A 26,666-nucleotide genomic window follows, 5' to 3' on the forward strand; every position below is an offset into this window, starting at 1 on the left:
ACCTTTATGCGTTATATCTCAATCGGATTACTGAGTTTACTCATCGTTGGATGTGGTAATAAATATGATCAATTCTCAGAAGATATCATAGAAAAGAAAGATCACTGGACAGTACCTAAAGCTCGTCAAAGTAAGTTGACAGAGAAAGAAATGGACATGGCCAATATTGCTTGGAAATATTTTGAAAATAATTACCAAGAATCGACCGGTCTAGTGAATGCGGTAAATAATTATCCGTCAGTCACCTGGTGGGATGCCGCGTCCTATTTAGCGGGAATGACCAGTGCGTATGAACTGGGAATTATCACGAAAGAAGAATTTGATCGCCGTTTAATTAAATTCTTAACGACATTAAACACGCTAGATCTGTTCCGTGGGGAACTGCCAAATAAAGCTTACAATACACAAAATGCGGCAAAAGTGGATTACGGTAATCAACCGGGGGAAATTGGTTACTCAGCTTTAGATCTAGGGCGTTTACTTATTTGGCTTCATATTTTAAAAAACCGGTATCCAGAGTTTGCGACCAGTATTGACTCTGTCGTATTACGATGGAACTTCTGTAACGTAGTTGATGAAAATGGCACTATGTTTGGGGCTTTACTTGAAAAAGGAAAACCCGTTCAATATCTTCAAGAAGGTCGTTTAGGGTACGAAGAATACGCAGCGAAAGGGTTCCAACTTTGGGGTTTTGATACCTCTCAAGCCTCTATGCCTGAACCGTATGGGACGATTAATTTATTTGGCTATGATGTACCTTATGACACGCGTGATCCTCGTAAATTGAAAGCACACAGCTATGTTGTTACTGAAAGTTATGTACTTGATGCGATTGAATTAGGATGGGATTTAACAACGGACCACAGCCCTCATGATACTAGCTACTCAAACGGATGGATGGCGGAGTTTGCTCTGAATATTTATCGTGTTCAAGAGGAGCGTTATAACCAAATGGGTATTATCACTGCTCGTACTGAGCATCAGTTAGCAGGTGCTCCATACTTTGTGTATGACACGATTTATACCGATGGATTTGCTTGGAATACTATTTCTGAAAATGGGGAATTTTTACCACAATATTCCGCCGTTGCCGTAAAAGGTGCGATGGGGATGTGGGTGTTATGGAATACGCCATATACAGATTTATTGTTTGATCATATTGCTAATTTATATGATCGAGAAAAAGGATTTTATGAAGGTATTTTTGAAAATGGTACAGGTCGGATTAATACGTTTACATCAAATAATAACGGTATAACTCTTGAGATTTTACTTTATAAAGAACAAGGAAAACTCTTAACTTATAAAGATAATGTTGCACCGAGTTTATGGGAAAAAGCATTAGAAACCCCGTTTGGCTATGAAGGGCAATGTCTACCAAGAAAACCAATGAAGCCTTCTCGTCTGTAGTATTGATAAAGGAAGATGAATTGCTAAAAAGTGCAGTACTGATCTTAATTAGCCTTCTTTTGTCATCCTGTGGCGTTTTGTATAAAGGCGTTCAAGATGGAGTGAGTTCTCTTAATCAGTCACAGGCAATACGACAAGGTAGGTATGGCGATTTAACTGAAGGTGAGCTTGAATGGGCTCGCCTTGCTTGGGTTTATGTTGAAAATAATACTCAGTTAAAAACCGGTCTTGTTAATAGTATTGATAATTATCCAACCACCAATATGTCAGGTATTGCCGATTATTTATTAGCATTGACCGCCGCGCGTGAATTTGAATTCATCACTAGTAAAGAACACGATGAACGCCTTTCTCTTGTGTTAACGTTTCTTAATGAAATGCCTTTAAGCATCGGACAAATTCCGAATAAAGTATACAGCACCCAAACAGGTCAAATGGTTGATTATGGTAATCAACCTAATGACATCGGTTGGTCCTCAATTGATGTAGGTCGGTTATTGATTGTTCTTGCTATCGTTAAGCAATATAACCCTCAATTTATTGAATATATTGATAAAGCGGTATTGAAATGGAATTTCTGTGAGCTCGTTAATGAAGAGGGGGAGTTGTTTGGTGGAACGGTTAATAACGGCAATGTTACTCGTTATAAAGAAGGGCGTTTAGGCGTTGAAGAATATACGTCTTATGGTTATTTAGATTGGCAAATTGTGCCAGAAAAGGCGATGAGATTGGATCCTTATAATGTAGCAAACATGTACGGTATTGATTTCTTATTTGATGGACGCGATCCTCGCCTTTTTGATATTCTTCGCCCTGTGTATAGCACACCTTATTTGCGTTTAGGATTAGAATTTAATTGGGATGATATTGTCGATATGGATTCTAGTGACGCAACTCATAGTAATGAAGTAATGTCTGCAATGGCGGATTCAATGTATCGAATTCAAGAAGCTCGTTGGGATCATGAACGTATTTACACCGCAAGAGGAGAACACATTGTATCTGGTGAACCTTATTTTGTTTATGATGCGATTTACGCTCTAGGAACCCCTTGGATTACCTTGTCTGAAGACGGAAGCTCGTATGATGAATTAGCACTTGTTTCGACTCGTGTTGCTTTCCAGATGTGGGCACTATGGCGTACAGATTATACCGATAGATTAATGGTTCTTGTTCAAGAATTGTATGATCCTGATCGTGGCTGGTATGAAGGACGTTATGAGTTAAACAGTCGTTATGAAAAAAGCATCTCCCTTCAGACCAATGCTGGCGTACTAGAAGCACTACTTTATAAGGCGAGAGGGAAGTTATACCAACCTGAGAAAAGCAAAGAATATCGAGATGTACAGTTTAAATCTCGTTTCTCTCATCCTGGACATTGTTTAGTGGAGACGTTCCGATGATGCAATATAAATTGATTTCTTTGGTGATAATTCTTTCTATTGGTTCACCTTTAGTTTCAGCAAAGGTCGTTGATATTGAATTGTCAATTTATGGCAAAGGAACGATATTAGCGAATAGCTCAAGAGAAAGGCAATCGGCGGATTACTGGCATCAATTATCGAATAAAATTATGGCTTCGGAATCTAAGCTCGGAGCACAAAGAATGTGGCAATACGCGGGTCTATCTGAGGCATTGGCCGCTATCGCTGCGAGTAAGCGTAATGATGTTAAGGCCTATGAATATTGGTCCAATAGCACTCGTTATTTATTAACGGGAGGAACTGAATGGTCACAGATGCAGAAGTACCTCCACCGTCGTTACGAGAATATAAATACTCAATTATCAACTCAACTGACGTCTTCAGATATTGGTATATCATTAGATAATGAATGGCAACAAGAACTGACAATATTACAAATATGGGAAGATAAACTCGGAGTTTTTGCCTTTAAAGGGCCTAAGTTAGGATTGAAATCAAACTCTTCTGGTGATTATTCAAACGGTGGCGGTGGTGCTATAGCCACACCAAATTACAACTCTACACGTACAATAAAAACGTCTGATGGGAAGAAAAAGCTAACGGGACTCGGTGGTTCTTTTTCTCGGGGGCAAAGTATCATTCCTGTAGCCAGTGAAGGGGAAGAAAGCGTGCTTGATGATGCTAAAATAATAGAAGTGGAAGATTTATCTACGTCTTCTGAGATGAGTCGTTCTAGTGGTAAAAACTCGGATATTGTCGTGATTACCCCAGATGAAGAATTTGATTACCGAACCGTAGAGAAAGATAATAAAGATAATAAATTGCCAGTTGAAGAGGTGACGTATAATCCCATTCATAAAGCGAATATCGGCAATGTTGATGAAAATACAGTAGAAGTATTACAGCGTAGAACCTTTATCCCTGTAGTTAATGATGAAGAGCCTAAATAGGCTCGTTCAGAGGTAAACGCTTAAATTAATTTAAGCGTTTACCTAGATAGAAGGTATTCTTACCGTCTTTATTTTCATAGGCAATGGTGTCCATTAGTTGTTCTACAATAATAAATCCACGACCTGAGGTAAGCCATGTTTCGGGCTTATTTTCTTCTGGTACGACAAAACTTTTCTCTGTCGACTCAACGAGTACTTCTTGAGGGAGAGATTGCCCGTAGTCCGATATTTCCATTAATAACATACGTGGTGTTTGTAAGTATGACTTAATCTCAATAACTGGCCCATCTTGATTAAGATAAGCGTGCTCATAAGCGTTGTTTACCATTTCAACCAAGCATAACTCAGCTTGATTCATGGTGTCTTCCTCAATATTTAGGGCTTCCCAATACTGTCTAATATCATTAGACACCATTCGAGATGCCTCAATTGAACTCGAATAGGTGTTTGAAAAAATGGATTCCACAGTTCCTCTCCTCCTTGTTCTATTTTTCGGTTGTGCCGTTAGTAAAAGCAGACATATCCGATAAGGTGTCATTCATGACGGTTGAAATGCATTTCTTACTCATTTCGGAGTAAGAGGTGCTGTTTCCTTCCCTATCAATACAGTAATTATTAAAGACAGTTTTTTGATCTAATAACATGAAGTCTTTTATGTGAATATAATCATAGATTAATGAATTACGGACTATTGCTTCAGAGTCGACGGTACAGTTGGGACTAATAACGGTTGGTCCCTCAATTGTTGCACCTGGCTTAATATGGCAACCACTGGAGATCACTACGGGTGGCGTAATATTACAGTGTTTGAAATCAATCACTGTATTAATACCAACCCAAATGCCTGATTTTATTTGTGTTCCTGGAATGGGATAGCCATTTACTTTCCCATTGAGTATGTCATTAGTGACGTCCCAAATATCCGTAATATTACCGACGTCTAGCCATTGAAAATCCATTGTTACGGCATAAAAAGGGATGTTTCGTGCCACTAATTGTGGGAATAACTCACTACCAATATCATATTCTCCCTCTGCTGGGATAAAATCGAAGATAGCGGGTTCGAAAATATAAATCCCAGTATTGGCTTGATTTGATAAAGCAGCTTCTACTGTGGGTTTTTCTTGGAAATGAGTAATTAATCCATGCTGATCAGAGACGACGATACCGTATTTATGAATATCTTCGTTAAGTACGGCTTTAGTCACGATCGTTGCAATCCCCCCTTTTTCTTTATGATGTTTAACCGCTTTAGTGAGATCCAAATCAATCCAGGCATCACCGCAAACCACAATAAAAGTATCATCAAAAAAACCAGAGAATTGTTGGATTTTTTGCATACCACCAGCAGAACCTAATGTTTTACTTTTGAATTCACCATTAATAATCTCCCCTTCGTAAGAATAGGAAAGTTGAGTGTTAAAATGGTGACCATCTCTAAAGTAGCCTTCAATAACTTCCGATAAATGACTGGTATTGATGACTATTTTATTTATGTTATGTTTAGCAAAAAGTTCAATCATGGATTCCATTACCGGTTTACCCAAGATGGGAATCATTGGTTTTGGTATTGTGTGGGTAATTGGTTTTACTCTTGTGCCTTTACCCGCGGCTAAAATCATGCCTTTCATATAGACTCCTTTATTATGCTGAGGTTAGCATTGCATCCTTAAGCGTTGGATAATTTGGGATTAATCTATCCATACGAGTGAGCTTTAATAAGTCTTCGACTGGTTTTTGTAGATTAATAACGCTTACGGTTTTTCCTCTGCATAGTTTATAGACTCCCATGATGGCACCAAGGCCACTGCTATCCATAAACCGCACACTGCTGAGATCAAGAATAAGATGGTCACCAAATTGGCTTAATAAATCCTCCGCCTCTTTACGAAATTGAGGCGCCAGTTTCGCATCAAAGCGTTCTTCGTTTACCTGAAGAATTGTGCATTTACCTTGGTTGTTAATTTCGTATTGCATGAGTCATCCTCTTGTTTAGAATAGCCTTTCCACCCTACAGCAAGCACACTCACATCATCTTCAAACGTATCAGATTCATGCCATGTCCTTACTCTATTAACGAGCAGTTCGGTTTGTAAATGAGTGGGATGGGAGCGAATATCCATAATGGTTTTTCTAAGCCCATCTTCAGAAAATTGTATGTTGTCTTTTTCGGCTTCGGTAATCCCGTCAGAATAAAGCCATATTTTATCGCCAGGATCTAACTGTATGCTGGCAGATTGATATTCAACAAAATCAAACGCCCCTACTACAAAGTTATCGTGTCCAACCAGTTCGGCTTGTTCGGTTTTTTGGTGTAACCAAACCAGTGGGGGATGCCCTGCTGAGCAATAATTTACTTCCCCAGTTTTGACATTAAGAACGGCATAAACTATGGTGAAATAAAGTTGAATTTTATCGTCACTAATGTAGAGCTTGTTTAATTTATCGATGACTTCTTCTGGTGGGATAATTTTATTATTTACGTCTTTAACGATAGACGACGGCCCATCGATAACAGATAAACTTTGCTGAACAGAAAATGACATGAGAGCGGATGAAACGCCATGGCCTGCCACATCAAATAAGTAGAAAGCAAGGTGGTCAGGGTCAAGTTGCATATAGCCCAACATATCACCGCCAATTTGAGCGCTTGGAATGGATATATAGTTAAGCTCAACCCCAGTGAAATTGGTTTGAGTGGGTAATAATTGACGAACGAGATCGCCTGCTGCATCAAGATCTTTACGTATTGTGGCGTAAGCTGAGTCGAGCTCTTGATTTTTATCTGTGATTTTATTATGTAATTCTAAGGTTCTGAATCCCGCTTTAACTCGTGCTTCTAATTCTTTTACATCAGCCCCTTTAACAATGAAATCATCCGCGCCCGCATTGATACCATCAATGATGGATCTTTGGTCGTTTTTACCAGAAAGAAGGACAAAGAAAATGTAACGATCAAACTCGATCTCTTTTAATTTAGTACATAATTCAATGCCATCCATTTCAGGCATTATCCAATCACTTAGCACAAATTGAATGTGTGGATTTTCTGCCAAAATAGACATAGCCTCTAAGCCATTTTTGGCAGAGATAATATTGAATCCGCAACGTTTTAATAGAGATGACATGAAAAGAAGACTAACCGGGTCATCGTCTACTACTAAAATGTATTCCATTGAAAATCCTTTTCCTAAAAACCTGAAATAACTAGTATGTAATTGAATACTTTTACCTAGCTTAGGATATAAATTTTTAGATTCAAGGGGATATTTTTTATTTTTTATTTTGTGTTTATTTACTGGTTTTCTAATATGTCTTTCCTATTATTTTTACGATAGTAATTCAATTCGGAAGAAGGAAAGGGTAACGTTATGGACAGAAAAACTATTTTAAATATTATTTCTCATTCAAATGATTCATTTGATTTAACCTGTGAAAATGATCAAAAAGAATTATTGTTATTGGCTGATAAATTACTTTCATTTTCAATGATATCAATTTCAGAATATAAAGAATTTATAGAAACAGAGTCGCCACCATTGATGTTTAAACTGGCTGTTAAATTAGTTGAATCTCGTCGGTTAATTATGAAAATATCAACCCAGTTAACTGTTGGTATTGTATTTGCAATGTGGGGAGAACATAATCGATTAAATAAAAAGTCGCAAATAAATCCTCACGGTGAAAATTCATTGGTGACTAAAGTTGAGCAATTGAATTGGATTACTCAAGGCACTAATGTGTTGTGGAAATTATACCCAGTAGATGATGGTTGTCCTCATAATAGTTTTGGCATTGCACACAGAATTGCCCAGGATGATGAATCAAGAGAACAGATTAATGTCATGCGATTATTTGATGCGATCCCAACGACGACGGGTCCATTAAATAATTTGCATCATGTTGATGATTCGAAAAAAGGCGGGGCAATTATTCTTGGATGCCAGAAAGCATTGGATGATGGGATGGATTGCGTGGTCTATACGGATGCCGATAATTCAGTTCATTTAGGTTTATTGCTTAACCCTTATATGGAACAAAATATTCAGGTTATTCTTGGAAATAGAAAGCATAAAGATTCGATTCTTGTTAAACAAGAAGAGCGCTGGGGAGTTGGGATCAAAACATTGCGTCATATGCAAAGAATGATCGGCAACCAAATTTTCAGCCAAGGAATTAAAGATACACAAGCGGCGTTTAAATTGTATAGCCACAGTGCATTAGTTGATATTCTTAAGGCACCAACGGTGTATGATTTTTCCTTTGATACTGATTGGATTTTGGCTGCAATGGAGCAGAATAAACCGATCACTACGGTGCCTTTTGCGTTTATTGATTCTGCGGAGGAATCTGCGTCTATAACACAAGGCCCAATGACCACTTGGTATACTCTTCTCGATGGGTTAGTGAAAGCCGTTAGAGCAAGAAATGCAACGCACAGTAATGAAATGGCGGCTATTTTTGATAAAGAAGTTAAATCGTATAAAGATCTAGAGTTAATTATCGATGTTTTACCACCAGAACTGATGAACGTAGAAGATAGCCAATTAGGTGATCCTAAAGTCATGTCGCCAAAAGCGTTACAGCAATGGTTTGATAAAGCGAAATCAAAATCGAAAAAAGAACACGCGATGGCTTAGGTGTTTGTTTTTGTAATGATTCCATCCTAAGTTAATAGAGATAGACAAAAAATAAGCCTCCTTTTAAATTGGAGGTTTATTTTATCCCTTTGATTCTTTTATTTATGGATAAAAGAATACTCAGAATTTGAGTGGCTTATCTATGGACGGATTTATGCTTTTATGAACAGTAAAGTAAAACAAATGGCGATAAAAATCATTGGTTTATTTACCTGTGTATGTTTTTCATCATGGTCAATAGCAAATGAATATTTGTCTAATAGTGCCAAGCATAAAAGTGCCCCCACATCTCCTAATATCACCTCTCCAAAAAATACAGAAGATCTTGATGACAAACCTTCTGAAGGCGAGCATATTTGGAATGGGGTACAAAGCTCCTTTTATTTTCCTATTGAACAATGGGATGATGAGCAAGGTTTTTTTCACGGGCTAAGTGGAAATATTGGTTACAACTACCCGTTACTTGAGACACCAGAAGCAAATATTCCCGCTGATGCGACATCCGGCCCAAGCAACACCAATCAAACGTTAACACTCTCTTTAAAGTACAGCATCTTAGGCAGTTGGTTTGTGTCTGGTACGGCGTATTATTATATCGACCAAGACCAACAACAAATATGGAATCCCGATTTTACCTACGTATTTGGTTACAGTGATTGGCGTCCATACACATTAAGTTTGGTTTACGCGAATTATGGGGGGAATAGATTCAGTCCCGATGAGGGAGAATCCATGACTAATTTCAATCAGGGGACGTGGTCTTTAGGCTGGAAATTCCCGATAGTTGAACCTGTGGTTGATTGGTTTACGTTTACTGAAGAGGGCAGCATCGGTTGCCAAGTCGATTTTAATTATACTCATGAGTACTTCAATTTAGATACCTCTGAATATTTAAATGGGCATAAGACCGTTTCGCTCGGGTGTAAATATTCTATTTTTGGTAATTGGTATATTAATGGCACTGCTTTTTATTATTTAGATAAAAATCAACAACAACCGTGGAATCCAGATTACACCTATGGATTTGGTTATTTTGATTGGCACCCAGGAACCATCACTCTCCAGTATAATAATTATTCCGGTAACCGTTGGAATTCATCAGATAAATCGGAAGGCACTGGCCGATTTATTGATGGTGCAATTTCTTTATCGTATTCATTTACTTTTTAATAGTACGATTTTTTATTATTTATCTTTGGATATCCTCTTGTTTATTCCTATTCTATTATTACACCATTACTTAAATGGTTGCTCATTTTTCATTACTAATTAATGTAATTGTTATTAATAATTAGAGAGGTCTACATGGAAGGAACCAAATATAACGATATCATTACCGGTACATCAGAAGATGATAATGTGAATGCTCAATCCGGTAGCGATCAGGTTGAGGGATTAGCAGGTAATGATCATGTTGCTGGTGGAGAGGGCAGTGATGTTATTTCTGGTGGTGAAGGCCACGATGTTATTTTCGGAGATGTGGAACATACGCCAGTAATCGAAGAGTCAGATAACGCTGGAAATAACTCAAATAATGACAGTTGGGGGACCTCTCAATCTGTTTATCAATTTACCTCAAATGAAAGTGAGATACCTGCAGAAGAGGTTACTCATAGCGCACGCTTAAGTAATTATTTAGTGGATGATGTTGGTAATATCACAACGAAATTCACCCTAAATACGGTGTTAACGACTGTTATTGTCGAACTGACCGACCAAAATGGTAATGTGATTAAAACCGTTCAAGCCCCTGTTGATGAGAATGGCAACATAGATATTGATATTAGTTTTACGGCAGATGAAGTGGTTGGTGATCAAATAATTAATGTGACTTTGAAAGATCCAAAGTAAGCGTGCGGGGAACTACACCTAACAAATAAAATTCATTATGCGTATCTTACGATCTTTCATTTAACGAGAACGTAATTATGCAAAAAGATAAAAAGAGAACACCAGAGCAATGGCACGCTCTATTTGAATCTCAGCAATCTAGCAAGCTTAGTGCCGCTGAATTTTGTCGTAACCATAATATTCTGCCAAAGACATTTAGTGCACGTAAAGCACGATGGAAACAAAAGATTAACGCTTCTACTTTCTTGAAAGTAGAAGCGTTAACATCAACTATCATCGCCACTCCACAATTACCAGATATTCAACTTTCTATCGGAAAATTGCGATTAACATTGCCAGCTAATACTGAACCTCACTGGATAGGACTCTTATTAAAAGGGTATCAATCATGAATGTATTTACTGATGTTTCCACCATTTATCTTCATCGTGATTTTGTCGATTTTCGCAAGGCCATTAATGGCCTTGTCGTGATTGTTGAGCAAGAAATGCAACTATCACCGTTTAGTGATGCTCTATTTATATTTTGCAATAAGCCTCGTGATAAACTCAAAATATTGTATTGGGATAAAACAGGATTCGCTTTATGGTACAAGCGATTAGATGAAGACCGCTTCAAATGGCCACGAAATATAAATAACGATACGTTAGCATTATCAGAGCAGCAACTGACACTGCTATTACAAGGTTTTGATATCTTAGGACATCAACCGGTACATTATCAAACAACCCTTTAAATAGTTGATTCTCAGTCAAGAATAGGAGGCAACCGATTGATTACCTGTATTATCGTTATATAGTCATCTACATGATTGATAAAATAAAACCACTTCCTGATACCATTGACGAGCTGAAAGCACTTGTGCTTCAGCTTGAAAATAAATATAACCGTCTTCTAGAGCAATTTCGGCTGGCTCAACATCAGCGCTTTGGTAAAAGCAGTGAATCTGACTCGACTCAATTTGATTTATTCAATGAAACAGAAGAAGAAATCATCATTGAAAATGATGACACACAAACGATTACCTACACTCGTCAAAAGCCAAAACGCCAACGCTTACCTGAAGACTTACCGCGTACTGTTATTATCCACGACATAAAAGATAAAACTTGTAAGTGTTGCGGTCTAGAGATGCATGCGATGGGTAAAGACATCAGTGAAAAGTTGGAATTTGTACCAGCTAAAGTGGAAGTTATTCAACATGTTCGTCCTAAATATGCTTGCCGAAATTGTGAAAAAAACAATACTTCAGTAGACATTAAACAAGCCTCAATGCCAGCGTCACCAATCCCTAAAGGGATTGCGACCGCAAGTTTACTTGCTCAAATTATTACGGCTAAATTTCAATACAGTCTTCCACTTTATCGTCAAGAAACGTTATTTCAGCAATGGGGTATCATTATTGGACGGCGAACGATGGCGGATTGGTTAATAAAATGCTCGGTACTATTTACCCCTCTTAATAACGAGTTACATCGTATTTTGCTTGAACAACCCACTCTGCATTGTGATGAAACAACGGTAAATGTGTTGGATGTTGAAAAAGCAAAATGTTATATGTGGGTCTACTGCTCTGGCTATGATTCTCCAGGCTCTGGTGTTTTGCCTGGAATTGTACTTTATGATTATCAATCTAGCAGGCATGGCTACCATCCAGTTAACTTTTTAAAAGGTTATAACGGGTATTTACATACCGATGGTTACCAAGGTTATGAACAAACTGAAGCGATTTTAGTTGGCTGTTGGGCACACGCACGTCGACGATTTATTGAGGCTCAACGTGTTCAAGTAAAAGGGAAAACAGGGAGTGCAGATTGGGTATTGAGTAAAATCCAAAAGCTATACCGGATCGAATCGTTATTAAAAGAGGCTTCCCCTGAAGCCAAGTATGTTGCTAGGCAGACAGAAGCCCGCGATTTACTTAAAGAGCTCCGTGATTGGCTTGATAGCGCAGTTAGTCGAGTATCACCTAAAACAAAATTAGGTGAGGCGATTAGCTATACATTAAATCAATGGGATAAATTAGTTCGTTATATTGATGATGGATTGTTATCTATTGATAACAATCGAGCAGAGCGAGCGGTTAAACCGTTTGTTATCGGCCGGAAAAACTGGTTATTTTCGGGTTCAACGGCTGGTGCAGATTCAAGTGCAATGCTTTACAGCATTGTAGAAACAGCAAAGGCAAACGGATTAATCCCTTACGATTATATTAGGTATTGTCTAGATCGTTTATGTGTTGGATCGCCAGATATCGATTCACTTTTACCTTGGAATGTAAAAGACAAGGTGTAGTTCCCCGCACGCTTACGTTGTTTGAGTAATAAGTACATCATCTATATAGTAACTAACCTTTTCGCCATTACGCACTCCGCGTAAAATCGCCGTTTCTCCTGTGTTGTAAGTGATGTCCATTTGAATTGTATTGTCATCAATTTTTTGCATTTCGCCGGTAGAGATTGTTCTCTGGTTTACTAATGGATCAATGGGAGCACTACGTAATGATGGGTCTAGCTCATCATTTACTTTAAAATGGGTGTCTGTCTTTGAATCAAATATGTGTGGACTACCAGATATTGGGTTTTTTCCTGTCCAAAATTCTAATGAGTTAAATACAACATAATCAGCTGCGGTAGTAATGCCGTAAACAGGCGCAAGAAGCAAGTTAACACCTGCTCTAGCGTAGCGATTATCCACAACTTCAACATTAAACTTCATTACTTTTTCTGTCACTGCATTGCTGCCAATACAACCGGTTAGTGTTGTTGCTAAAATAATAATAGCTGCTGTTTTAATGAATGTTTTCTTCATGATCTATTTCCAAAAGTAAGTAATCAGTGATGTGTTTTCTTGGCGTTATTATGCTGTTCACTAAAAATAATACTTACCATTTCGTGCCAATTAAAATTTCATTGATTTATGTTTTCGGGTCGAATTATCGCTCATTACTCGTACGTAAATTGATTTTGAGCCTAATATCTATGTACTTATATAAATTAAGTACCTATATAATTTAAATGCGTTAACGGTGATTTATTTTTTATTGACGGTTATATAAAGTAAGAGCTTAAGATGTATTGGATTGCTTGATTTTTCAGCGGTTTAATTCGGGGGAAATGAGACTAATGATAGTAATATTGTTAACCCATAGGCAAAAAAGAAAATAAGTTCCTATTCGAGCGCTCGAATGCTCATTTTATGTGTTTCTGTCACATTTATGAAATGGGCTAGGCGTTATTATCCTCTTCATCTTCTAACACGTAAAATAGGTTTACAATGAAAACATTAATTGCACATCGTGGCATGTCTTCTCTGGCTCCTGAGAATACTCTATCGGCTTTTTCACTATGTAAAGAGCATGGTGTTCAATGGTTTGAATGCGATGTGGATATTCTGCAAGACGGTACCGTTATCATTTCTCATGATGACACATTAGATCGTTGTACTGATAAAAGTGGTCGATTATACGATATCAGTAGCGCTGATTTATCTTCAATTGATGCTGGAAGTTGGTTTAGTGATGACTATATTGGTGAGCGTTTGCCTACCATCCAAGAATTGATTGCATTAGTGAACGAAAAAGAACTCAATTTAAATATTGAAATTAAATCATGCTCTGAAAGTGCAAAATTAAGTCATTTGTTAATTGATAATTTGATCTCAGCATTAAAAGAATTAAATCCTGAACGCGAGTTAATCATTTCAAGTTTTAACCATCTTGTGTTGTCTGAATTTAAACGTAAAAGCCCTGAAAGTAAGGTTGCCTGTTTATTTGAAAGCCATAATTTATGGGATGACTGGAATTCAATTATTGAATGGTGCCAAGCCGATTATATTCACCCAGAAGAAAAAGGACTGACGCGTGAAATGGTTAATAAATTTAAAGCATCAGGCATTAAAGTGAATGTTTGGACAGTGAATGATTTAGCACGTGCCAATGAATTATTTAATTGGGGTGTTGATGGAATATGTACGGATATTGCTCATAAGTTCCCATCAAAATATAAAGCATAAAAATAATAAATAAAAACAATAACGTGAAAGGATTACAAGTATGAATGTGTTTGAGAAAATTGGATTTACAAGTCGGAATCAACTGTTTGGTTTTTTCTCTGTGGTCATGTCAGGGCAAATTATTTACTCTGCGTTTGAAGCCTTTAAAGGAACATTTTACAATTTATTACTCGATGTGTTGCAGATCGATAATACCCAAATGGGGATATTATTTACGTTGATCGGTTCTGCCATGTTTTTCTATATCCCAGCTGGTTGGGTCAATAACCGTTTTTCTGTAAAATCCATTTTAATGACCAGTTTGGCAATACGATTTATTAGTATGATGACAATCATCTTCTTAGAACCTGGGTTCAGTGTTTTAGTTGTGATCGCTGGTATTTGGGGCTTGGTTGATGCGGCATTCTGGCCTTCTGTTGTGAATGGTGTGACATTAATGTCTGGCGACAAAAATAAGGGCATGGCATTTGGCTTATTAGAGTCTGTACGTCGTGCTGCTGAAATGAGCATGAACGCCGTTATTGTTGGTATTATGGCACTTGTTGGCGGTTCTATTCTTGTATTCCAAGGTGCGATTGTCTTCTATACATTATTGATTCTACCGATGATTTTCTGTGTTTGGAAATTTGTACCTGATAATCACATGGAAATTAAACAAGGTGAAAGTAAAAATAAAGAGGCGTTAAAAGGCCTACTTCATGTATTAAAAATGCCAACTGTATGGCTAGCTGCAGTGACTTCTCTAACGGTGTATTGGATTTATATTACGCTTATTTACACGGTTCCTTATCTGCAAGCGGTCTTCGGTTTATCAACAGCACAAGCGGCTATCTTCGGTATTATTAATACTGGTGCAATGGGGGTTATTGCTGGTTTAGTTGCGGGTTCTATCGCGGATTTTGTTTTTAAGTCTTCAATTAAAATGATGTTCTTTGCATTGGCATTAACGGCTATTTGTTTAGGTGTGACGATTGCTTTACCTAAAACAGAAGGTATGTTGATGATTAATATGATTCTTTTAATGTGTTTCTCATTTAGTATTTTCCTTGCTAAAGGCATCATCTTAGCGCCAGTTGCTGAAGCGGGTGTACCAAAAGATTACAGTGGCTCTGCAATGAGTGTGGGTTCATTTGCAGCTTATGCGTCTGTATTCTGGGCGTATGCATTAAATGGTTGGATTATTGATACTTACCCTGCGATTCAAGCGTATCAGATGATATTTGGTATTGGTTTAACCGTGGCAATATTAGGAATGATTTGTTCGTTAATTCTTATCTCAATGAAGAAAAAAAATGAAGGTAAGTTGATTGAATCAGAAGCTTAAGTTTTTGTTGGTGTAAATGCGAGATAACAAAAAGCCCCAAAGCAGTAAATGTTTTGGGGCTTTTTTTATTCGACTATTAAAAAAATCATGCGTTTAATACAAATTCTTCAATGACTTTAGCGACGCCATGTTCGTTATTACTTACCGTTATGTGATTTGCAATTTCTTTCACATCGTCAGTCGCATTTGCCATAGCAACACCTAGACCCGCGTATTTTATCATGTGCCAATCATTTCCGGCATCACCCATGCAGATGACTTCATCAGCGGTAATACCAAGATGATCGGCCAATGCTTTAACGCCAACGCCTTTGTTGCTGTTAGGGTTTAAAAATTCTAGAAAGAAAGGCGCACTTTGCACAATCGTAAATTGTTTATACAGAGCTTCTGGTAATTGCTTTATTGCGACAGACAGTAGCTCTGCATCATCAATCATCATGGCTTTTAGAATTTGTTCATCATCAGCGAGTGCTTCGAAATTAATTACAGTGATTGGCATGCCAGTGATTGTTGATTCGTGCTCTGTGTAATAACTTGATTCTGGAGTGATAAGTCCCTTTTCTTGAGAGAATGCATGAATGTGAACGCCTAATTCTTTGGCTAATTTAGCCAATACTTTAGCGTCTTTGCCTGTGATGATTTGGCTACGAATGATTTCTTCGCTTTTTACTCTTTGAACAAGAGAGGCGTTATAGCTAAGAACGTAATCTTCGTCACTCGTCATGCCCAATTCTTTAAGTTGAGATTTCATGCCATTCAGAGGGCGCCCTGATGCAAGCACAACGACAACACCTTGTTCTCGAGCGGCAGCGATGGCTGCTTTGTTTTCAGGTGAGATTTGTTTGTCTGAATTTAACAGTGTGCCATCCATATCAAGAGCAATTAATTTGTACATTCTTTTTCACCATATTGGTTTAAATTACCTGAAGGTAGCTTACCTGATTTTTGTGAAAAAAATACTATATACTGTGGCTGATTTTTACTACCGATTAAGACCTATGAAACTAAGTACTCGTTTAGATATCATCAAGAATAAAGTGACCGTTCACTATGATCATATTTGGGATTGTTGTTGTGACCATGGTCAGCTTGGTGTTGCACTATTATCATCTCTGCCACACAGTGTGATTCATTTTGTTGATGTTGTAGATGAATTGATGATTAACCTAGAGGCAGAGCTTGATAAGCATGCCGCTGAGATTCAATCTAGATGGCAGGTGCATTGCATGGATGTAAGCCAACTATCAATCATCAATGATCAAAAAAATCTTATCATTATTGCTGGGGTAGGAGGCGAGTTACTGATTGAACTTGTTCGTTCTATTCAACAACGTAATAAAAATGCAGAGTTGGAATTTATTCTTTGTCCGGTATTGCACAATTATCGAGTGAGAGAAGAGCTTATAACAATGGGTTTTGGATTAAATTCAGAAACCTTAGTAAAAGAGAATAAGCGTTTTTATGAAGTAATGCATGTATCTAATCGTGCACTAAAACCGTTATCTAAAACGGGGTCAGAAATGTGGAATTCAACCGATGTAGATCATCGAGAATATTTAGATAAAACAATCGCACATTACCAACGAATGGAAGTAAGCGTAGATAAAAAAAACAAAATTAGTGAACAATACAAGTTGTTGTTAACTTCATAAATTGAGCACTATTAAGAAACTCGATAAATAGATAGGTAAAGAGAAAGGTTATCAAAGAGATAAACCTATATCGTAGGGTTATGGTTTAGGCATATCTTCAATTAGATCAATTTATTATGCCAGTGCTTTTTAGCATCTAATATTTTATAATTTTAGAGTTAAGAAAATTAAGGAACCATAATGAAAAATTTTGATTTAAAACAGAAGTTATTACTTAAAACAATGCAAAAGGATTTTGATTTAGCTTTTGAAACGAAAGCGCTTAAAAATGATGAGCTAATTAAAATGCTTAAATATTTTGTTATGAAATTTGAGTCTATTCGTTAGTAATGTGAAATTACACTAGTTAATTTAAGATGCTTAACTAGTGTAATTTAGTTTGTCATTAATGAATAGCCTAACAACTCGACACCTTCTTCCGCTAAATTTTTCACAGTACGGATATAATTACCTTCAAGCAGCACTTCCCATAGATATGTCATTCCTACTAATCTAGAAAAAACTAGGATAATGACCAATGCACAACTAAGCGTGTAGAAGTAACGGCTATCAAAAAAATGTGAAGAAGTCGTTAATAATTGTTTTTATTTCTTCTGATTTTGAATAGGAGAAAAACATCACCATCTCTTTATTATTAACTAAGTTGTCATTATAAGAAAGCAGTGATGTGTAGTCTGCGTCTATTTATATGGAGCGCTGCTCCATAACGGCAGTTTGAAATACTGTAATTTCTATGGGATGTTATTCATTATCCAAAATAATGAAGTGGTTGAGATGATCCCCCATAATGTCACTCCAAAGATCAGTGGCTTTGCACCTGCAGATTTGATCTTCTCAATTGAAATACTGCACCCAATAAAAAACAGACAAAGTACTAATAGTTTTTTTGATAGGTTAAAAATACCATCATAAACGACATGAAATTGAGGTAAGTTATCATTGATTAAGATGGCTAAACAATAAAATAAAATAAAATAAGGAATCGTTATTTTTTTACTCGTATTTTTGAATAATAGGGCACTGATTAAGGCCACAGGGACAATCCACAGTGCTCGGGCAAGTTTTAGGGTTGTTGCTGTTTTTAAAGCCTCTTCACCATAAGCGGAAGCGGCACCAACAACTGATGAAGTATCGTGAATAGCAATTGCAGCCCATGTACCAAAAGCATGTTGACTGAGTTCTAATGCATGCCCAATAACGGGGAAAATAAAAAGAGCAATAGAGTTAAGTACAAATACCGTCGCTAAAGCTAAACCTGTCGACTCTTCATCTGCATTAATTGCAGGAGCAACAGCTGCTATGGCACTGCCACCACAAATAGCTGTCCCTGATGCAATTAAATGCCCAGTAACTTTATCTAGTTTCATTTTTTTAGCGAGGAACCAACCAAAAATAAGCGTACCTACAATCGTAGATAGAATGATTCCAATACCATTCGATGTTGCTTCTATCGCTTCATTTAGTTGAATGCCAAAGCCTAAACCTACAATAGAATAAGCTAAGAGTTTTTTCGTGATTTTACCTAAAGATAAATTGGTAGGGACAAAGCCAAAGCTGGCTAAAGCAAATCCCATGACAAGAGCCGTTGGGGAGTTTACCCATGGTGTTAGTGCTAAAAGAGCAGGAATATAAAAAGGGAAGTATTGCAATAAATGTTGTTTAGTAAAGGTCATGTTTATAATTCATAGGCACAGGAAAACTAACGATATCATGTTTTTATTGTTTAGTAAGTTTAATTATTATTGATGTTACGTTAAGAAAATATTTACGTTATGGTGTGGCTGATTAAGATTATTTCTCAGAAAAATAAGCCTTGTTATGCTGTTCTTGCATAAATCGTAGTACTTCTTTATTGGCTAGAAGTAAAGATGTATTAATCGATAATATACACTCTCTATAAGAGATGTTTCCCACATTGAATTCGCCAGTATCAGATTTCACTCCGTAACATTCTATTTGAAACCCTAAGTAAATTAAATGAGTAAACATATCTTTTCCATAGGTTTTAACATAGTACATTGTGATGTTGCTTTTTCTTGCTAGATTCACGAGTATATTGTAATTAAGATAATTAAACGTATCTTTATCAATAGAAAAACTAGAGTAATTATATAAAGCCATATCCTCTTTTGTTTTTGTATAACTTGTTGTGTTAGTTAAGGATATGTTTGTTTTTTTGATCGTAATTCATTTTTAATATCATCGACAAGATAGTAAAAATTCAGATTATGCCCTGATTTCTTATTGTTATGTAAGTTACTGTATCGGTAAATGTCACACTTGTTTCTACTGTGTAAAAGTGGAATATCTATGCTTTCTATGTTTTCTTTCTCGTCTTGAAAATCCAAGCTATGATAATATTGCTCAATAGCAGACGCAAACCTTTCATATCCATTATCAATATCTAATGGTTTTTGTATTAGTTCAATATCTATTTTTTCATTGTTTGAATCATAACTTACGGTTTTAATTTTACTGCTGTATGAATTAAATTGGCTTAGAAGTAAGTCTTCATATTTTTTTCTTTTGAATCGACACTCAGATTAAGTAATAAATCAAAAATATCAAGCTCAAAAAAGCGAGCAACTTGAATGGCTTTATAGATAGGTGGACGCGTGGTTCCTCTTTCCCAGCGACTGATCGTAACACTGTCGAGTTTTTGGAAGCCTTCTGAGTATAAGTTAAGTTGTGCTGCGAGATTACTTTGAGTCAAGTTTCTTTCTATTCTTTTCTGCTTTAAATACAGGGAAAACATAAATACCTCAATTATATATAGATATTCATTCTATGTTTAAAAATAAATACCACATAGGCATTCTTTTTTTAAGTTTAACCTGAGATGCCTTGTGCTTTTTCCTCTTTTAATATATTTATCAATTCTACGTTTGATAATAGTTTTTCAACTTTTACCGATAAAATTGCATCACGATATTTTTTTCTTCCTACCGATATTTCTCCTTTAGGATGTTCATTTTGATAAGAGGATAGTTCGAAGCCAAGACTGATTAGAAAATCATACATTATCTTTAATCCTAATCGTATGGAGTAATATTGGATGCTACTATTTTCACACAATAAACTAACATCATTTATTATTTGAAATTTAAATAATTCTTCTGAAGATGAATATCTAGAACAATTATAAAGTGTAATGTCTTTCCCTTCTTTATATGCAATGCTTTTTGTATAATCTATTTTACATTTGTTATTTTTTATTTGTGATAAAAATTCATCAGTATTAAAGTAAAAGCTAATCGAGTGACCTAATATATGGTCGTCATCGTTATTATGAAACGTTAATCCAATTAGTTTGTTTCTTGTTTGGTATAGGTATAAATCGATATTAAATAATGAATCTTTTTCAATATCTAAATGATTATATAAATTTGATAATAAATTTATTATCATTCGTTGATCTTTTGGTATTGTTTTTATTTTGAACTCTACATGATTGACATTATTATAATAATATTTTTGGATATTATGTAACTTTAGGAGCCTATCATTAAATCGTTTATCCATTATTGTATCTAAGGCTGACATATCAGAGGCATAATCATTATTCAATAAGAAGTATTTAAGGACATAATCAAACAATCTTAAAATGCGGATGCACTTCTTCAGTGATGGCTTTGTAATTCCTCGTTCCCAACGACTGACTGTAACGGCGTCTAATGCGTGGAATTCAGCATCTATCAAATTTAAATGTGTTGAGAACTCTAACTGGGTTAAGTTTTGTTTTTTACGTATTTCTTTAATGCATTCAGAAAACATATTTATCACCATAAATTTATATTTTATCTTTAAATATCGTATCTTTAGTATTTTTATACAAGTTTATTTTGATGATACTTACATTTTGGCAATATTATTATTCTTTATCAAGATTTTCATGTGAGTGCGGTGACGGTAGGGGCCATTTTAGCGGGTTCAGTAATCGTTGGGTCGTTTTCTGGTTTATATTCAGGTTGGCTCTCAGATAAGTTTGGTCGTAAATGTTTTTTGGTTGATGGTCTGCTTTATTTTAAGTGTGGGTTAGGTTTTGCCTTTGCTTCTTTAGTTGGAGGGATCTTGATTCAATGGGGTGGGTCTACCCCTTTATTTACTGTCTGTTTTGTACTTTCCCTTGTTATGATCGGACTGTATAAGTGGGCTGAGAGAGACATTTAGTAGGCGACTATTTTTAAATGGATATTGAAATGACAACGTAATGCTACGATGAAAAATTTACTATGAGACGATGAATATTGGTTGAATAGTGGATTTGAAAATGGTTTTTGAGTACAAGTGTCAAGCATGTAATAAACGGACTGCTGTATTTCGAATAAGAAGAACGAAAATGGAAAAGTTATTTAAAATAAATTGTAAAAAATGTTTATGTGGGTCCTGTGGTACTTTCTTTTTTATAACGTTAAATGGTTATGTTTACGTTGATTAAAAGCTTTCTTTTTTTGTAGATAAATAGGTTAGTACGGCAAGGTGGTCTGAACCAGAAAACTGAGGAAGCACTTCTCGTTTACAAATAGAGAGCGAATTTGTGTCTATATTTCTTAACCAGAGATGATCAATCGCAATTCTAAAGGTATCCGGTATCGATATTCCTTTTATCTCCATCGGCCAGCTTGCCACCGGTGCAGTATCATACTCCTCAAAGGTATGCACAAACCGTTTGGTGTTTGCCGATAAATTAAAATCCCCAATAATGAGTGTATCTGAATAAGGGGAATAATCAGCCAATCGCTCTAAACTTTCAATTAATGCGTTTCTTTCATACCAAAGTTGCTTTGTTCGTGGTGATGGAGGGTGAGCGGTATATAAGCTTATTGGACGTTTTTCACTGCTTTGCCATACTCCACTTATCATAAAATGTCCTGCTGGGGTATTTTGTGCCCTTAGGTTAATAGGCTGCTTACTTATGATCATTTGTCCGCTTGGATAGCCTAAGCCTGGGGTTCCGCCAAATTGATAAGGGTAGTTGTCTGTGATCTTCATAAAGCGATCCCCATGCCAAGGTGATGTTTCTTGTAATATGACTAAATCAATGTCGTTTTCCGTGAGGTAAGTTAAAAAAGGACTAAGATCAGGATTAGTATAAAAAAGATTATATTGGACGATCTTTAAAGGGTCAGAACAGGGAATGTTTGAATACAGTTGTGCTGGGTTTTGATAGGAGCACAGAAAGGCTAAAAGCAAAGAACAACATGAATATAAATAATATCGAAAAATGAGGAAAAGAATAAAACCAGAGTAGTAAACGGTTGCAATAGCGCTTGGGATCCCCGTTATATTTTCAATCCACCAAATGTCGGATATGTGATAAGAAATGCGCCATAGACAAATGGGCAGTAGTAATAACAAACAGATTGTGAACTTTATTTTTAGATTTTTTGCCATTCAACACCCACCGATAAGTAATCCTGTATTTACTAGTATGGGTGAAGAATAAGACGGATGGGAGTTTTTTGATAAATAATAAGCCGTTAAAACATTGGATAATGAAGAGGAGAATACCCTTGCTTCATGGCGTCTACCATTTTTAGCATCACAGGTAATGCATGCTTAAAGAAAACCTCATAGCCCTCACATAAAACGTTATGATCTTCACCGCTGTTGGTTTTACTGACTCGATTTTTTGGACAGCCGCCGTTACATAATGGCTTAAAATCACAACGTAGACATTTTTGGCTCAAAGAATCGTGTTTATTTTGCCCAAATTTTATTTGCTGTGGTGAGTTAACCATTTTGGATAGTGACGCATTATCATGGTGAATATTGCCAATTTTGTATTCGTCGTATCCGTAGTGATCACAACTGAACACTTCCCCATTAGATTCCATCATCAATTGCTGGCCACAAGTATCGGCGTGGTGACACATCTGGCTTTGTTGCCCCATTAAAATCATTAAGCAGTTTTCAAAGAATTGAACATAGGTTTTACCTATGTCGTTGGCTGCCCACTCATCAAAGACATCACACAGAAACTGTCCCCATTGTTTACCTGATAAGGTCCAATCGTAATCAAATCGGCGATCCATCTCATGATCAATACAAGGTTGGAATTGAAGGTAGGTGCTGCCATTATCTTTCAAAAATCGATAAATGGCTTTGCCATATTGATAACTTTTGTTGTTAATCACGGTGAGAGTATTGAACTCTACATTATGATCTTTTAAATGGCGCATACCACGTAAGGTTCGCTCAAACGAAGAGTTACCTGATTTATCGATTCGTGCAATATCATTAATAAGTTGAGGGCCATCAATACTGATCCCTACCATAAAATGATGATCGGAAAAAAGGCGGCCCAACGATCATTAATTAAGGTGCCATTGGTTTGAATTGTATTTTGAATTGGCGTATTTGATGGTTGTTGCTGTTGTAATTGAAGCGCTGATTGATAAAAATCCAAACCTCTCATCATTGGTTCACCACCGTGCCAAATAAAATCAATCACGGGAGTTTCTTTAGGTTGAGATGCCATATGATTTACGATCATGCCCTCTAAAGTCTCGTTATCCATGCCTGGTTTTTTTTTGTCTTCATTTTTGAGGTAATAGCAATAGTGGCAATCTAAATTGCATTTTGCACTTTCAGATTTGATGAACAAACTGTAAGGCGTTGTGGCGGAGATAGTCGATGTAGACATCAAGTGTATTACCTCGTTGTTTAGGTATTATAAGTGGACGTTATTAATTTAATGAATTATATAATGACAGTCGAATTGCATTTATTAATAAGTAGTCACGCAAAAGTTATTGTGAATTTTTCGCCGTAATAATTTAATATGTTTTTGATGTTAATACTGAGGTCTTCAAACGTTTTGAACGCTTCACATGGTAACCATTCATATTTTACTTTCTTCCACAATATCTCAATGATATTGAGCTCTGGAGAGTACGGTGGTAGATAACAAACTAATACATCATTCATCAACCACTCATGCAATTTTTGTTTAAATTTTGCTGACCTATGAAAAGAGGCATTATCTAAGATAATAAAGCATGGCTTATCGTTTTTTCGTGCGTTGATAAAGTGCTCAAATGCATCAATTACTGTATCGGTAGTTACTCTTCCTTCCGTTGTTTGAAAACTCAATTTACCTTGTCTACTTAAGAAGCCAAGAACATTGAGCCGTTTGCTGTGTGAATGAGCAGGCCTTAGCGATTGAACACCGATAGGTCCCCAACAATAAGGAAGATTAGATTTCTGACTAAAGCCTGACTCATCAAAATAAAAGAGTTCACATTTATTCGTACGTTCCATTTCAATCAATGAATTCAATATATTACTGAAATTATTGAATTTCATATCGTCACGCTTTAACTTTAATGAGTGTCGGGCTCTTTTGTAACTGTAATCACTTTTTTTATATTTCGTTTAATAGTGTCTAAGCTGGATTTTTTACCTGTTTCTTCTTCAAGTATTGCTTGTGCTCGTTTAAGTTGATGTGGCTCTTCATCAACCAATGACTTCAAACGATATACTTCTGCTTCTGTGTAAATAGGTTTTCTACCTATACGAACAGCGTCATACAATCCGAGCATTCCACAGGCTTCCCAATGGTCTATCCATGACGATATGGTCTCAAATTTAGCGTCTAAAATATCAGTTAACGCTAAAATAGAGTAGCCTTTATCACTGAGAATAATCGCATGTGCTCGTATTCTTACTCTATTTTTTGGATGATTAGCGATCGCTTCTTTTAGGGTTATTTTTTCATTGTCTGTTAAAGGATTAACTGCTTTCATTATGATATAGACACTGACGTTAAAATACTCATTTTAATACCATATGGATATATGGATATATGGTAAAGGCGAAATCTTCATTCTCGAAAACTTATCATTAACTACTTAGCGATTATTCATTCTTACAATTGTCTTTATTTATTAAGAGTCTGTAGTCTAAATTGGTCTTTATTATTTGAGGTTCAACGATGAAAAAAGCGATCATAGCAACGGTAATAGCAAACACTTTGTTGAGCAGCACAGTCGTGTTTGCCGATGAGTTAACGCCAATTAACCCTCAAGAGGAGTTGGCGTATAATTTAGGGTTGCAAGCCTTTATTTATGGTGCAGGGCCATTGACGGTTGCTCAAGTAAGAGCGGCTTCTACGAATGTAAAAACACCAATGGATAATGGGGCTGCACCTTTAAATATGATGGGAAAAACCCTCAGACTTGCAGGGCCTGAAGACAGAGTCGTCCCCACCGTTAATAACGATACGCTTTATTCACAATCTCATATTAATCTTAATGACACAGGCCCATTGGTGATTGAAATTCCACCGACAAATAACCGTTATTTTATTGTTCAATTGCTTGATGATTATTCTGAAGCGGTTGGCAATCTAATTGAAAATAATGTGGGTAAGAAAGGAGGTAAATACCTTCTTGTAAATAAAGGATGGAAAGGTATTGAGGGGGGGATTCCTGCTGGTATTGATGGCATTCTTGAATCAAGAACGCCATTGGTTTGGTACATTCAACGGACGGGTGTTTCTGGTAGTAAAGATTTAAATACGGCATTAAAAGTGCATGATGGTTTTATTAATTACCCACTCTCTGAACTTGGACAAACACATCAACCGGTTAAATTAACTCACGCAAAAACAGGTATATCTCCGGTTCCTCGTCCTCAAGGATTAGCATGGTTTAGGTTAATCGATCATGAATTACGTACCAACCCAATTGCTACAGATGCTGCGATCGTCGATCAGTTTAAATATATTGGTATCGGAGGGGATAAACCGTTTAATCCGGATAACTTAACGGCTGAACAGAAAAAAGGTCTACTTCGAGCATTAAATGCTGCGCCTCAAATTATTCAATATGCGAGTCGTGATTTGGGGACTAAAAATAACGGTTGGGCAATGATGTTTGAAGGAGGTAAATATGGGAATGATTACCTAAGTCGAGCGAGCATTAATTTTCGAGCCGCAGGATTAAACACCAAAGAGCGTGCGTTGTATCCGAATCGTTATACCGACTCAAAAGATCAACCGTTATCGGGACAAAATAACTACCGCATGACAATGCCTGCAGATGCGCCTGCAAAAGCGTTTTGGTCATTAACGATGTATGACGCGAAAAATCTTTTTATGATACCAAATAGCATCGATCGCTACTCAGTATCAACGAATCGTAAAGATGAACTGACATACAACAAAGATGGTTCATTAACCGTGTGTATTCAAAACAATAAGCCGACAGACGCAAGTTGTAATTGGTTACCAGCACCAAAGGATGACTTCTATTTGCACATGCGTTTATATGAACCAACACAAGCGGTATTAAATAATACATACGCGCTCCCTCAAGTAATAAAACAGTAAGTTATTTGTCTTTTAAAAGAGCGCACTGATTGAGTTCAGTGTGCTTTTTTATTTGTTAACACGAGAG

Annotated in this window: 28 protein-coding genes and 1 pseudogene; 15 read left to right on the plus strand and 14 right to left on the minus strand. The window is 36.5% G+C overall.

Going from position 1 to position 26,666, the window contains the following annotated elements:
- Nucleotides 1-6: 6 nt before the first annotated feature.
- From VSAL_RS17780 to VSAL_RS17790, 3 genes are read left to right on the plus strand one after another with little or no spacing between them, the layout of a single operon-like run.
- Nucleotides 7-1,410 (plus strand): DUF3131 domain-containing protein, encoded by a 1,404-nt coding sequence (locus VSAL_RS17780; protein WP_012551683.1) that lies wholly within the window; start codon nt 7-9, stop codon nt 1,408-1,410.
- Nucleotides 1,371-2,813: a DUF3131 domain-containing protein gene (locus VSAL_RS17785; protein WP_231850963.1), complete on the plus strand. Its 1,443-nt coding sequence runs from the start codon at nt 1,371-1,373 to the stop codon at nt 2,811-2,813. Before VSAL_RS17780 ends, VSAL_RS17785 begins: the two co-directional genes overlap by 40 nt.
- On the plus strand, nt 2,810-3,784 hold the full coding sequence (locus tag VSAL_RS17790) for a hypothetical protein (RefSeq protein ID WP_044583547.1): 975 nt from the start codon (nt 2,810-2,812) through the stop codon (nt 3,782-3,784). The genes VSAL_RS17785 and VSAL_RS17790 overlap by 4 nt, the downstream gene beginning before the upstream one ends.
- Before the next feature lie 25 nt (nt 3,785-3,809).
- Here VSAL_RS17790 and VSAL_RS17795 read toward each other — a convergent pair whose 3' ends face one another.
- Genes VSAL_RS17795 through VSAL_RS17810 form a run of 4 tightly spaced genes read right to left on the minus strand, consistent with a single transcriptional unit; the run spans nt 3,810 to nt 6,960 of the window.
- A complete protein-coding gene (locus VSAL_RS17795) occupies nt 3,810-4,250 on the minus strand; it encodes an ATP-binding protein (RefSeq protein ID WP_012551686.1) in 441 nt (146 codons plus the stop codon).
- A gap of 19 nt (nt 4,251-4,269) precedes the next feature.
- Entirely contained in the window at nt 4,270-5,415 is a 1,146-nt protein-coding gene (locus tag VSAL_RS17800) for a sugar phosphate nucleotidyltransferase (protein ID WP_012551687.1), read from the minus strand.
- Between the two features lie 13 nt (nt 5,416-5,428).
- On the minus strand, nt 5,429-5,761 hold the full coding sequence (locus VSAL_RS17805) for an STAS domain-containing protein (protein WP_044583548.1): 333 nt from the start codon (nt 5,759-5,761) through the stop codon (nt 5,429-5,431).
- On the minus strand, nt 5,713-6,960 hold the full coding sequence (locus VSAL_RS17810) for a SpoIIE family protein phosphatase (RefSeq protein WP_012551689.1): 1,248 nt from the start codon (nt 6,958-6,960) through the stop codon (nt 5,713-5,715). The genes VSAL_RS17805 and VSAL_RS17810 overlap by 49 nt, the downstream gene beginning before the upstream one ends.
- Nucleotides 6,961-7,155: 195 nt before the next feature.
- On the opposite strand from VSAL_RS17810, the gene VSAL_RS17815 reads away from it, so the two are divergent.
- The 6 genes from VSAL_RS17815 (at nt 7,156) to VSAL_RS17840 (ending at nt 12,570) form a co-directional block, all read left to right on the plus strand.
- Nucleotides 7,156-8,424, plus strand: coding sequence for a glycosyltransferase family protein (locus VSAL_RS17815; RefSeq protein ID WP_012551690.1), 1,269 nt, complete (start codon nt 7,156-7,158; stop codon nt 8,422-8,424).
- 183 nt (nt 8,425-8,607) lie between these two features.
- Complete coding sequence (locus VSAL_RS17820) at nt 8,608-9,594, plus strand: hypothetical protein (RefSeq protein ID WP_231850964.1); 987 nt, start codon at nt 8,608-8,610, stop codon at nt 9,592-9,594.
- Between the two features lie 135 nt (nt 9,595-9,729).
- Nucleotides 9,730-10,275: a hypothetical protein gene (locus VSAL_RS17825; RefSeq protein WP_044583549.1), complete on the plus strand. Its 546-nt coding sequence runs from the start codon at nt 9,730-9,732 to the stop codon at nt 10,273-10,275.
- A gap of 77 nt (nt 10,276-10,352) precedes the next feature.
- Nucleotides 10,353-10,667 (plus strand): IS66 family insertion sequence element accessory protein TnpA, encoded by a 315-nt coding sequence (gene tnpA, locus VSAL_RS17830; protein ID WP_012548925.1) that lies wholly within the window; start codon nt 10,353-10,355, stop codon nt 10,665-10,667.
- Nucleotides 10,664-11,011 carry an IS66 family insertion sequence element accessory protein TnpB gene (gene tnpB / locus VSAL_RS17835; RefSeq protein ID WP_012548924.1) on the plus strand — a complete coding sequence of 116 codons (348 nt, stop codon included), beginning with the start codon at nt 10,664-10,666 and terminating at the stop codon, nt 11,009-11,011. The genes tnpA and tnpB overlap by 4 nt, the downstream gene beginning before the upstream one ends.
- A gap of 71 nt (nt 11,012-11,082) precedes the next feature.
- Nucleotides 11,083-12,570, plus strand: a complete 1,488-nt coding sequence (locus VSAL_RS17840) for an IS66-like element ISVsa2 family transposase (protein WP_012551692.1) — start codon at nt 11,083-11,085, stop codon at nt 12,568-12,570.
- A gap of 12 nt (nt 12,571-12,582) precedes the next feature.
- Here the strand turns inward: VSAL_RS17840 and VSAL_RS17845 are convergent, their stop codons facing one another.
- Nucleotides 12,583-13,086: a DUF3332 domain-containing protein gene (locus VSAL_RS17845; protein WP_044583550.1), complete on the minus strand. Its 504-nt coding sequence runs from the start codon at nt 13,084-13,086 to the stop codon at nt 12,583-12,585.
- Nucleotides 13,087-13,551: 465 nt separating this feature from the next.
- Here VSAL_RS17845 and VSAL_RS17850 point away from each other — a divergent pair, with 465 nt between their 5' ends.
- Together VSAL_RS17850 and VSAL_RS17855 are read left to right on the plus strand one after the other, a co-directional pair.
- On the plus strand, nt 13,552-14,289 hold the full coding sequence (locus VSAL_RS17850) for a glycerophosphodiester phosphodiesterase family protein (RefSeq protein ID WP_012551693.1): 738 nt from the start codon (nt 13,552-13,554) through the stop codon (nt 14,287-14,289).
- Between the two features lie 40 nt (nt 14,290-14,329).
- A complete protein-coding gene (locus VSAL_RS17855) occupies nt 14,330-15,613 on the plus strand; it encodes an MFS transporter (protein WP_012551694.1) in 1,284 nt (427 codons plus the stop codon).
- 85 nt (nt 15,614-15,698) lie between these two features.
- On the opposite strand, the gene yidA is transcribed toward VSAL_RS17855, so the two are convergent.
- Nucleotides 15,699-16,508 carry a sugar-phosphatase gene (yidA, locus tag VSAL_RS17860; RefSeq protein WP_012551695.1) on the minus strand — a complete coding sequence of 270 codons (810 nt, stop codon included), beginning with the start codon at nt 16,506-16,508 and terminating at the stop codon, nt 15,699-15,701.
- A 103-nt stretch (nt 16,509-16,611) separates the two neighbouring features.
- Here yidA and VSAL_RS17865 point away from each other — a divergent pair, with 103 nt between their 5' ends.
- Nucleotides 16,612-17,265 (plus strand): tRNA (adenine(22)-N(1))-methyltransferase, encoded by a 654-nt coding sequence (locus VSAL_RS17865; RefSeq protein WP_012551696.1) that lies wholly within the window; start codon nt 16,612-16,614, stop codon nt 17,263-17,265.
- Between the two features lie 180 nt (nt 17,266-17,445).
- Complete coding sequence (locus VSAL_RS23565) at nt 17,446-17,592, plus strand: hypothetical protein (protein ID WP_158306892.1); 147 nt, start codon at nt 17,446-17,448, stop codon at nt 17,590-17,592.
- A 47-nt stretch (nt 17,593-17,639) separates the two neighbouring features.
- Here the strand turns inward: VSAL_RS23565 and VSAL_RS23970 are convergent, their stop codons facing one another.
- The 4 genes from VSAL_RS23970 to VSAL_RS17890 form a co-directional block, all read right to left on the minus strand.
- Entirely contained in the window at nt 17,640-17,747 is a 108-nt protein-coding gene (locus tag VSAL_RS23970) for a mannonate dehydratase (protein ID WP_231850965.1), read from the minus strand.
- Between the two features lie 249 nt (nt 17,748-17,996).
- Nucleotides 17,997-18,938 carry a YeiH family protein gene (locus tag VSAL_RS17875; protein WP_012551697.1) on the minus strand — a complete coding sequence of 314 codons (942 nt, stop codon included), beginning with the start codon at nt 18,936-18,938 and terminating at the stop codon, nt 17,997-17,999.
- Nucleotides 18,939-19,762: 824 nt separating this feature from the next.
- Complete coding sequence (locus VSAL_RS17885; RefSeq protein ID WP_012551699.1) at nt 19,763-20,020, minus strand: helix-turn-helix transcriptional regulator; 258 nt, start codon at nt 20,018-20,020, stop codon at nt 19,763-19,765.
- Nucleotides 20,021-20,094: 74 nt separating this feature from the next.
- Entirely contained in the window at nt 20,095-21,039 is a 945-nt protein-coding gene (locus VSAL_RS17890; protein WP_129546094.1) for a helix-turn-helix domain-containing protein, read from the minus strand.
- A 93-nt stretch (nt 21,040-21,132) separates the two neighbouring features.
- On the opposite strand from VSAL_RS17890, the pseudogene VSAL_RS23975 reads away from it, so the two are divergent.
- Nucleotides 21,133-21,285: pseudogene (locus tag VSAL_RS23975) on the plus strand (MFS transporter); the annotation flags it as partial.
- A gap of 414 nt (nt 21,286-21,699) precedes the next feature.
- Here VSAL_RS23975 and VSAL_RS17900 read toward each other — a convergent pair.
- From VSAL_RS17900 to VSAL_RS22970, 4 genes are all read right to left on the minus strand, one after another.
- Entirely contained in the window at nt 21,700-22,659 is a 960-nt protein-coding gene (locus VSAL_RS17900; RefSeq protein WP_012551702.1) for an endonuclease/exonuclease/phosphatase family protein, read from the minus strand.
- 86 nt (nt 22,660-22,745) lie between these two features.
- Nucleotides 22,746-23,543 carry an SPASM domain-containing protein gene (locus VSAL_RS17905; RefSeq protein ID WP_231850966.1) on the minus strand — a complete coding sequence of 266 codons (798 nt, stop codon included), beginning with the start codon at nt 23,541-23,543 and terminating at the stop codon, nt 22,746-22,748.
- The gene (locus VSAL_RS23980) at nt 23,537-23,911 is read right to left on the minus strand and encodes a radical SAM protein (RefSeq protein ID WP_231850967.1); all 375 of its coding nucleotides are present in this window, start codon (nt 23,909-23,911) and stop codon (nt 23,537-23,539) included. Before VSAL_RS23980 ends, VSAL_RS17905 begins: the two co-directional genes overlap by 7 nt.
- Nucleotides 23,912-24,006: 95 nt before the next feature.
- Nucleotides 24,007-25,013 (minus strand): IS630-like element ISVsa8 family transposase gene (locus VSAL_RS22970; protein ID WP_085941784.1). Its coding sequence is split into 2 segments (ribosomal slippage): nt 24,007-24,635 and nt 24,635-25,013, totalling 1,008 coding nucleotides; the frame shifts between segments, so codons are not numbered across the junction.
- 188 nt (nt 25,014-25,201) lie between these two features.
- On the opposite strand from VSAL_RS22970, the gene VSAL_RS17920 reads away from it, so the two are divergent.
- The gene (locus VSAL_RS17920) at nt 25,202-26,599 is read left to right on the plus strand and encodes a DUF1254 domain-containing protein (protein ID WP_012551703.1); all 1,398 of its coding nucleotides are present in this window, start codon (nt 25,202-25,204) and stop codon (nt 26,597-26,599) included.
- Nucleotides 26,600-26,666: the final 67 nt, after the last annotated feature.

Source organism: Aliivibrio salmonicida LFI1238 (genome assembly GCF_000196495.1).
Taxonomy (GTDB): Bacteria; Pseudomonadota; Gammaproteobacteria; order Enterobacterales; family Vibrionaceae; genus Aliivibrio; species Aliivibrio salmonicida.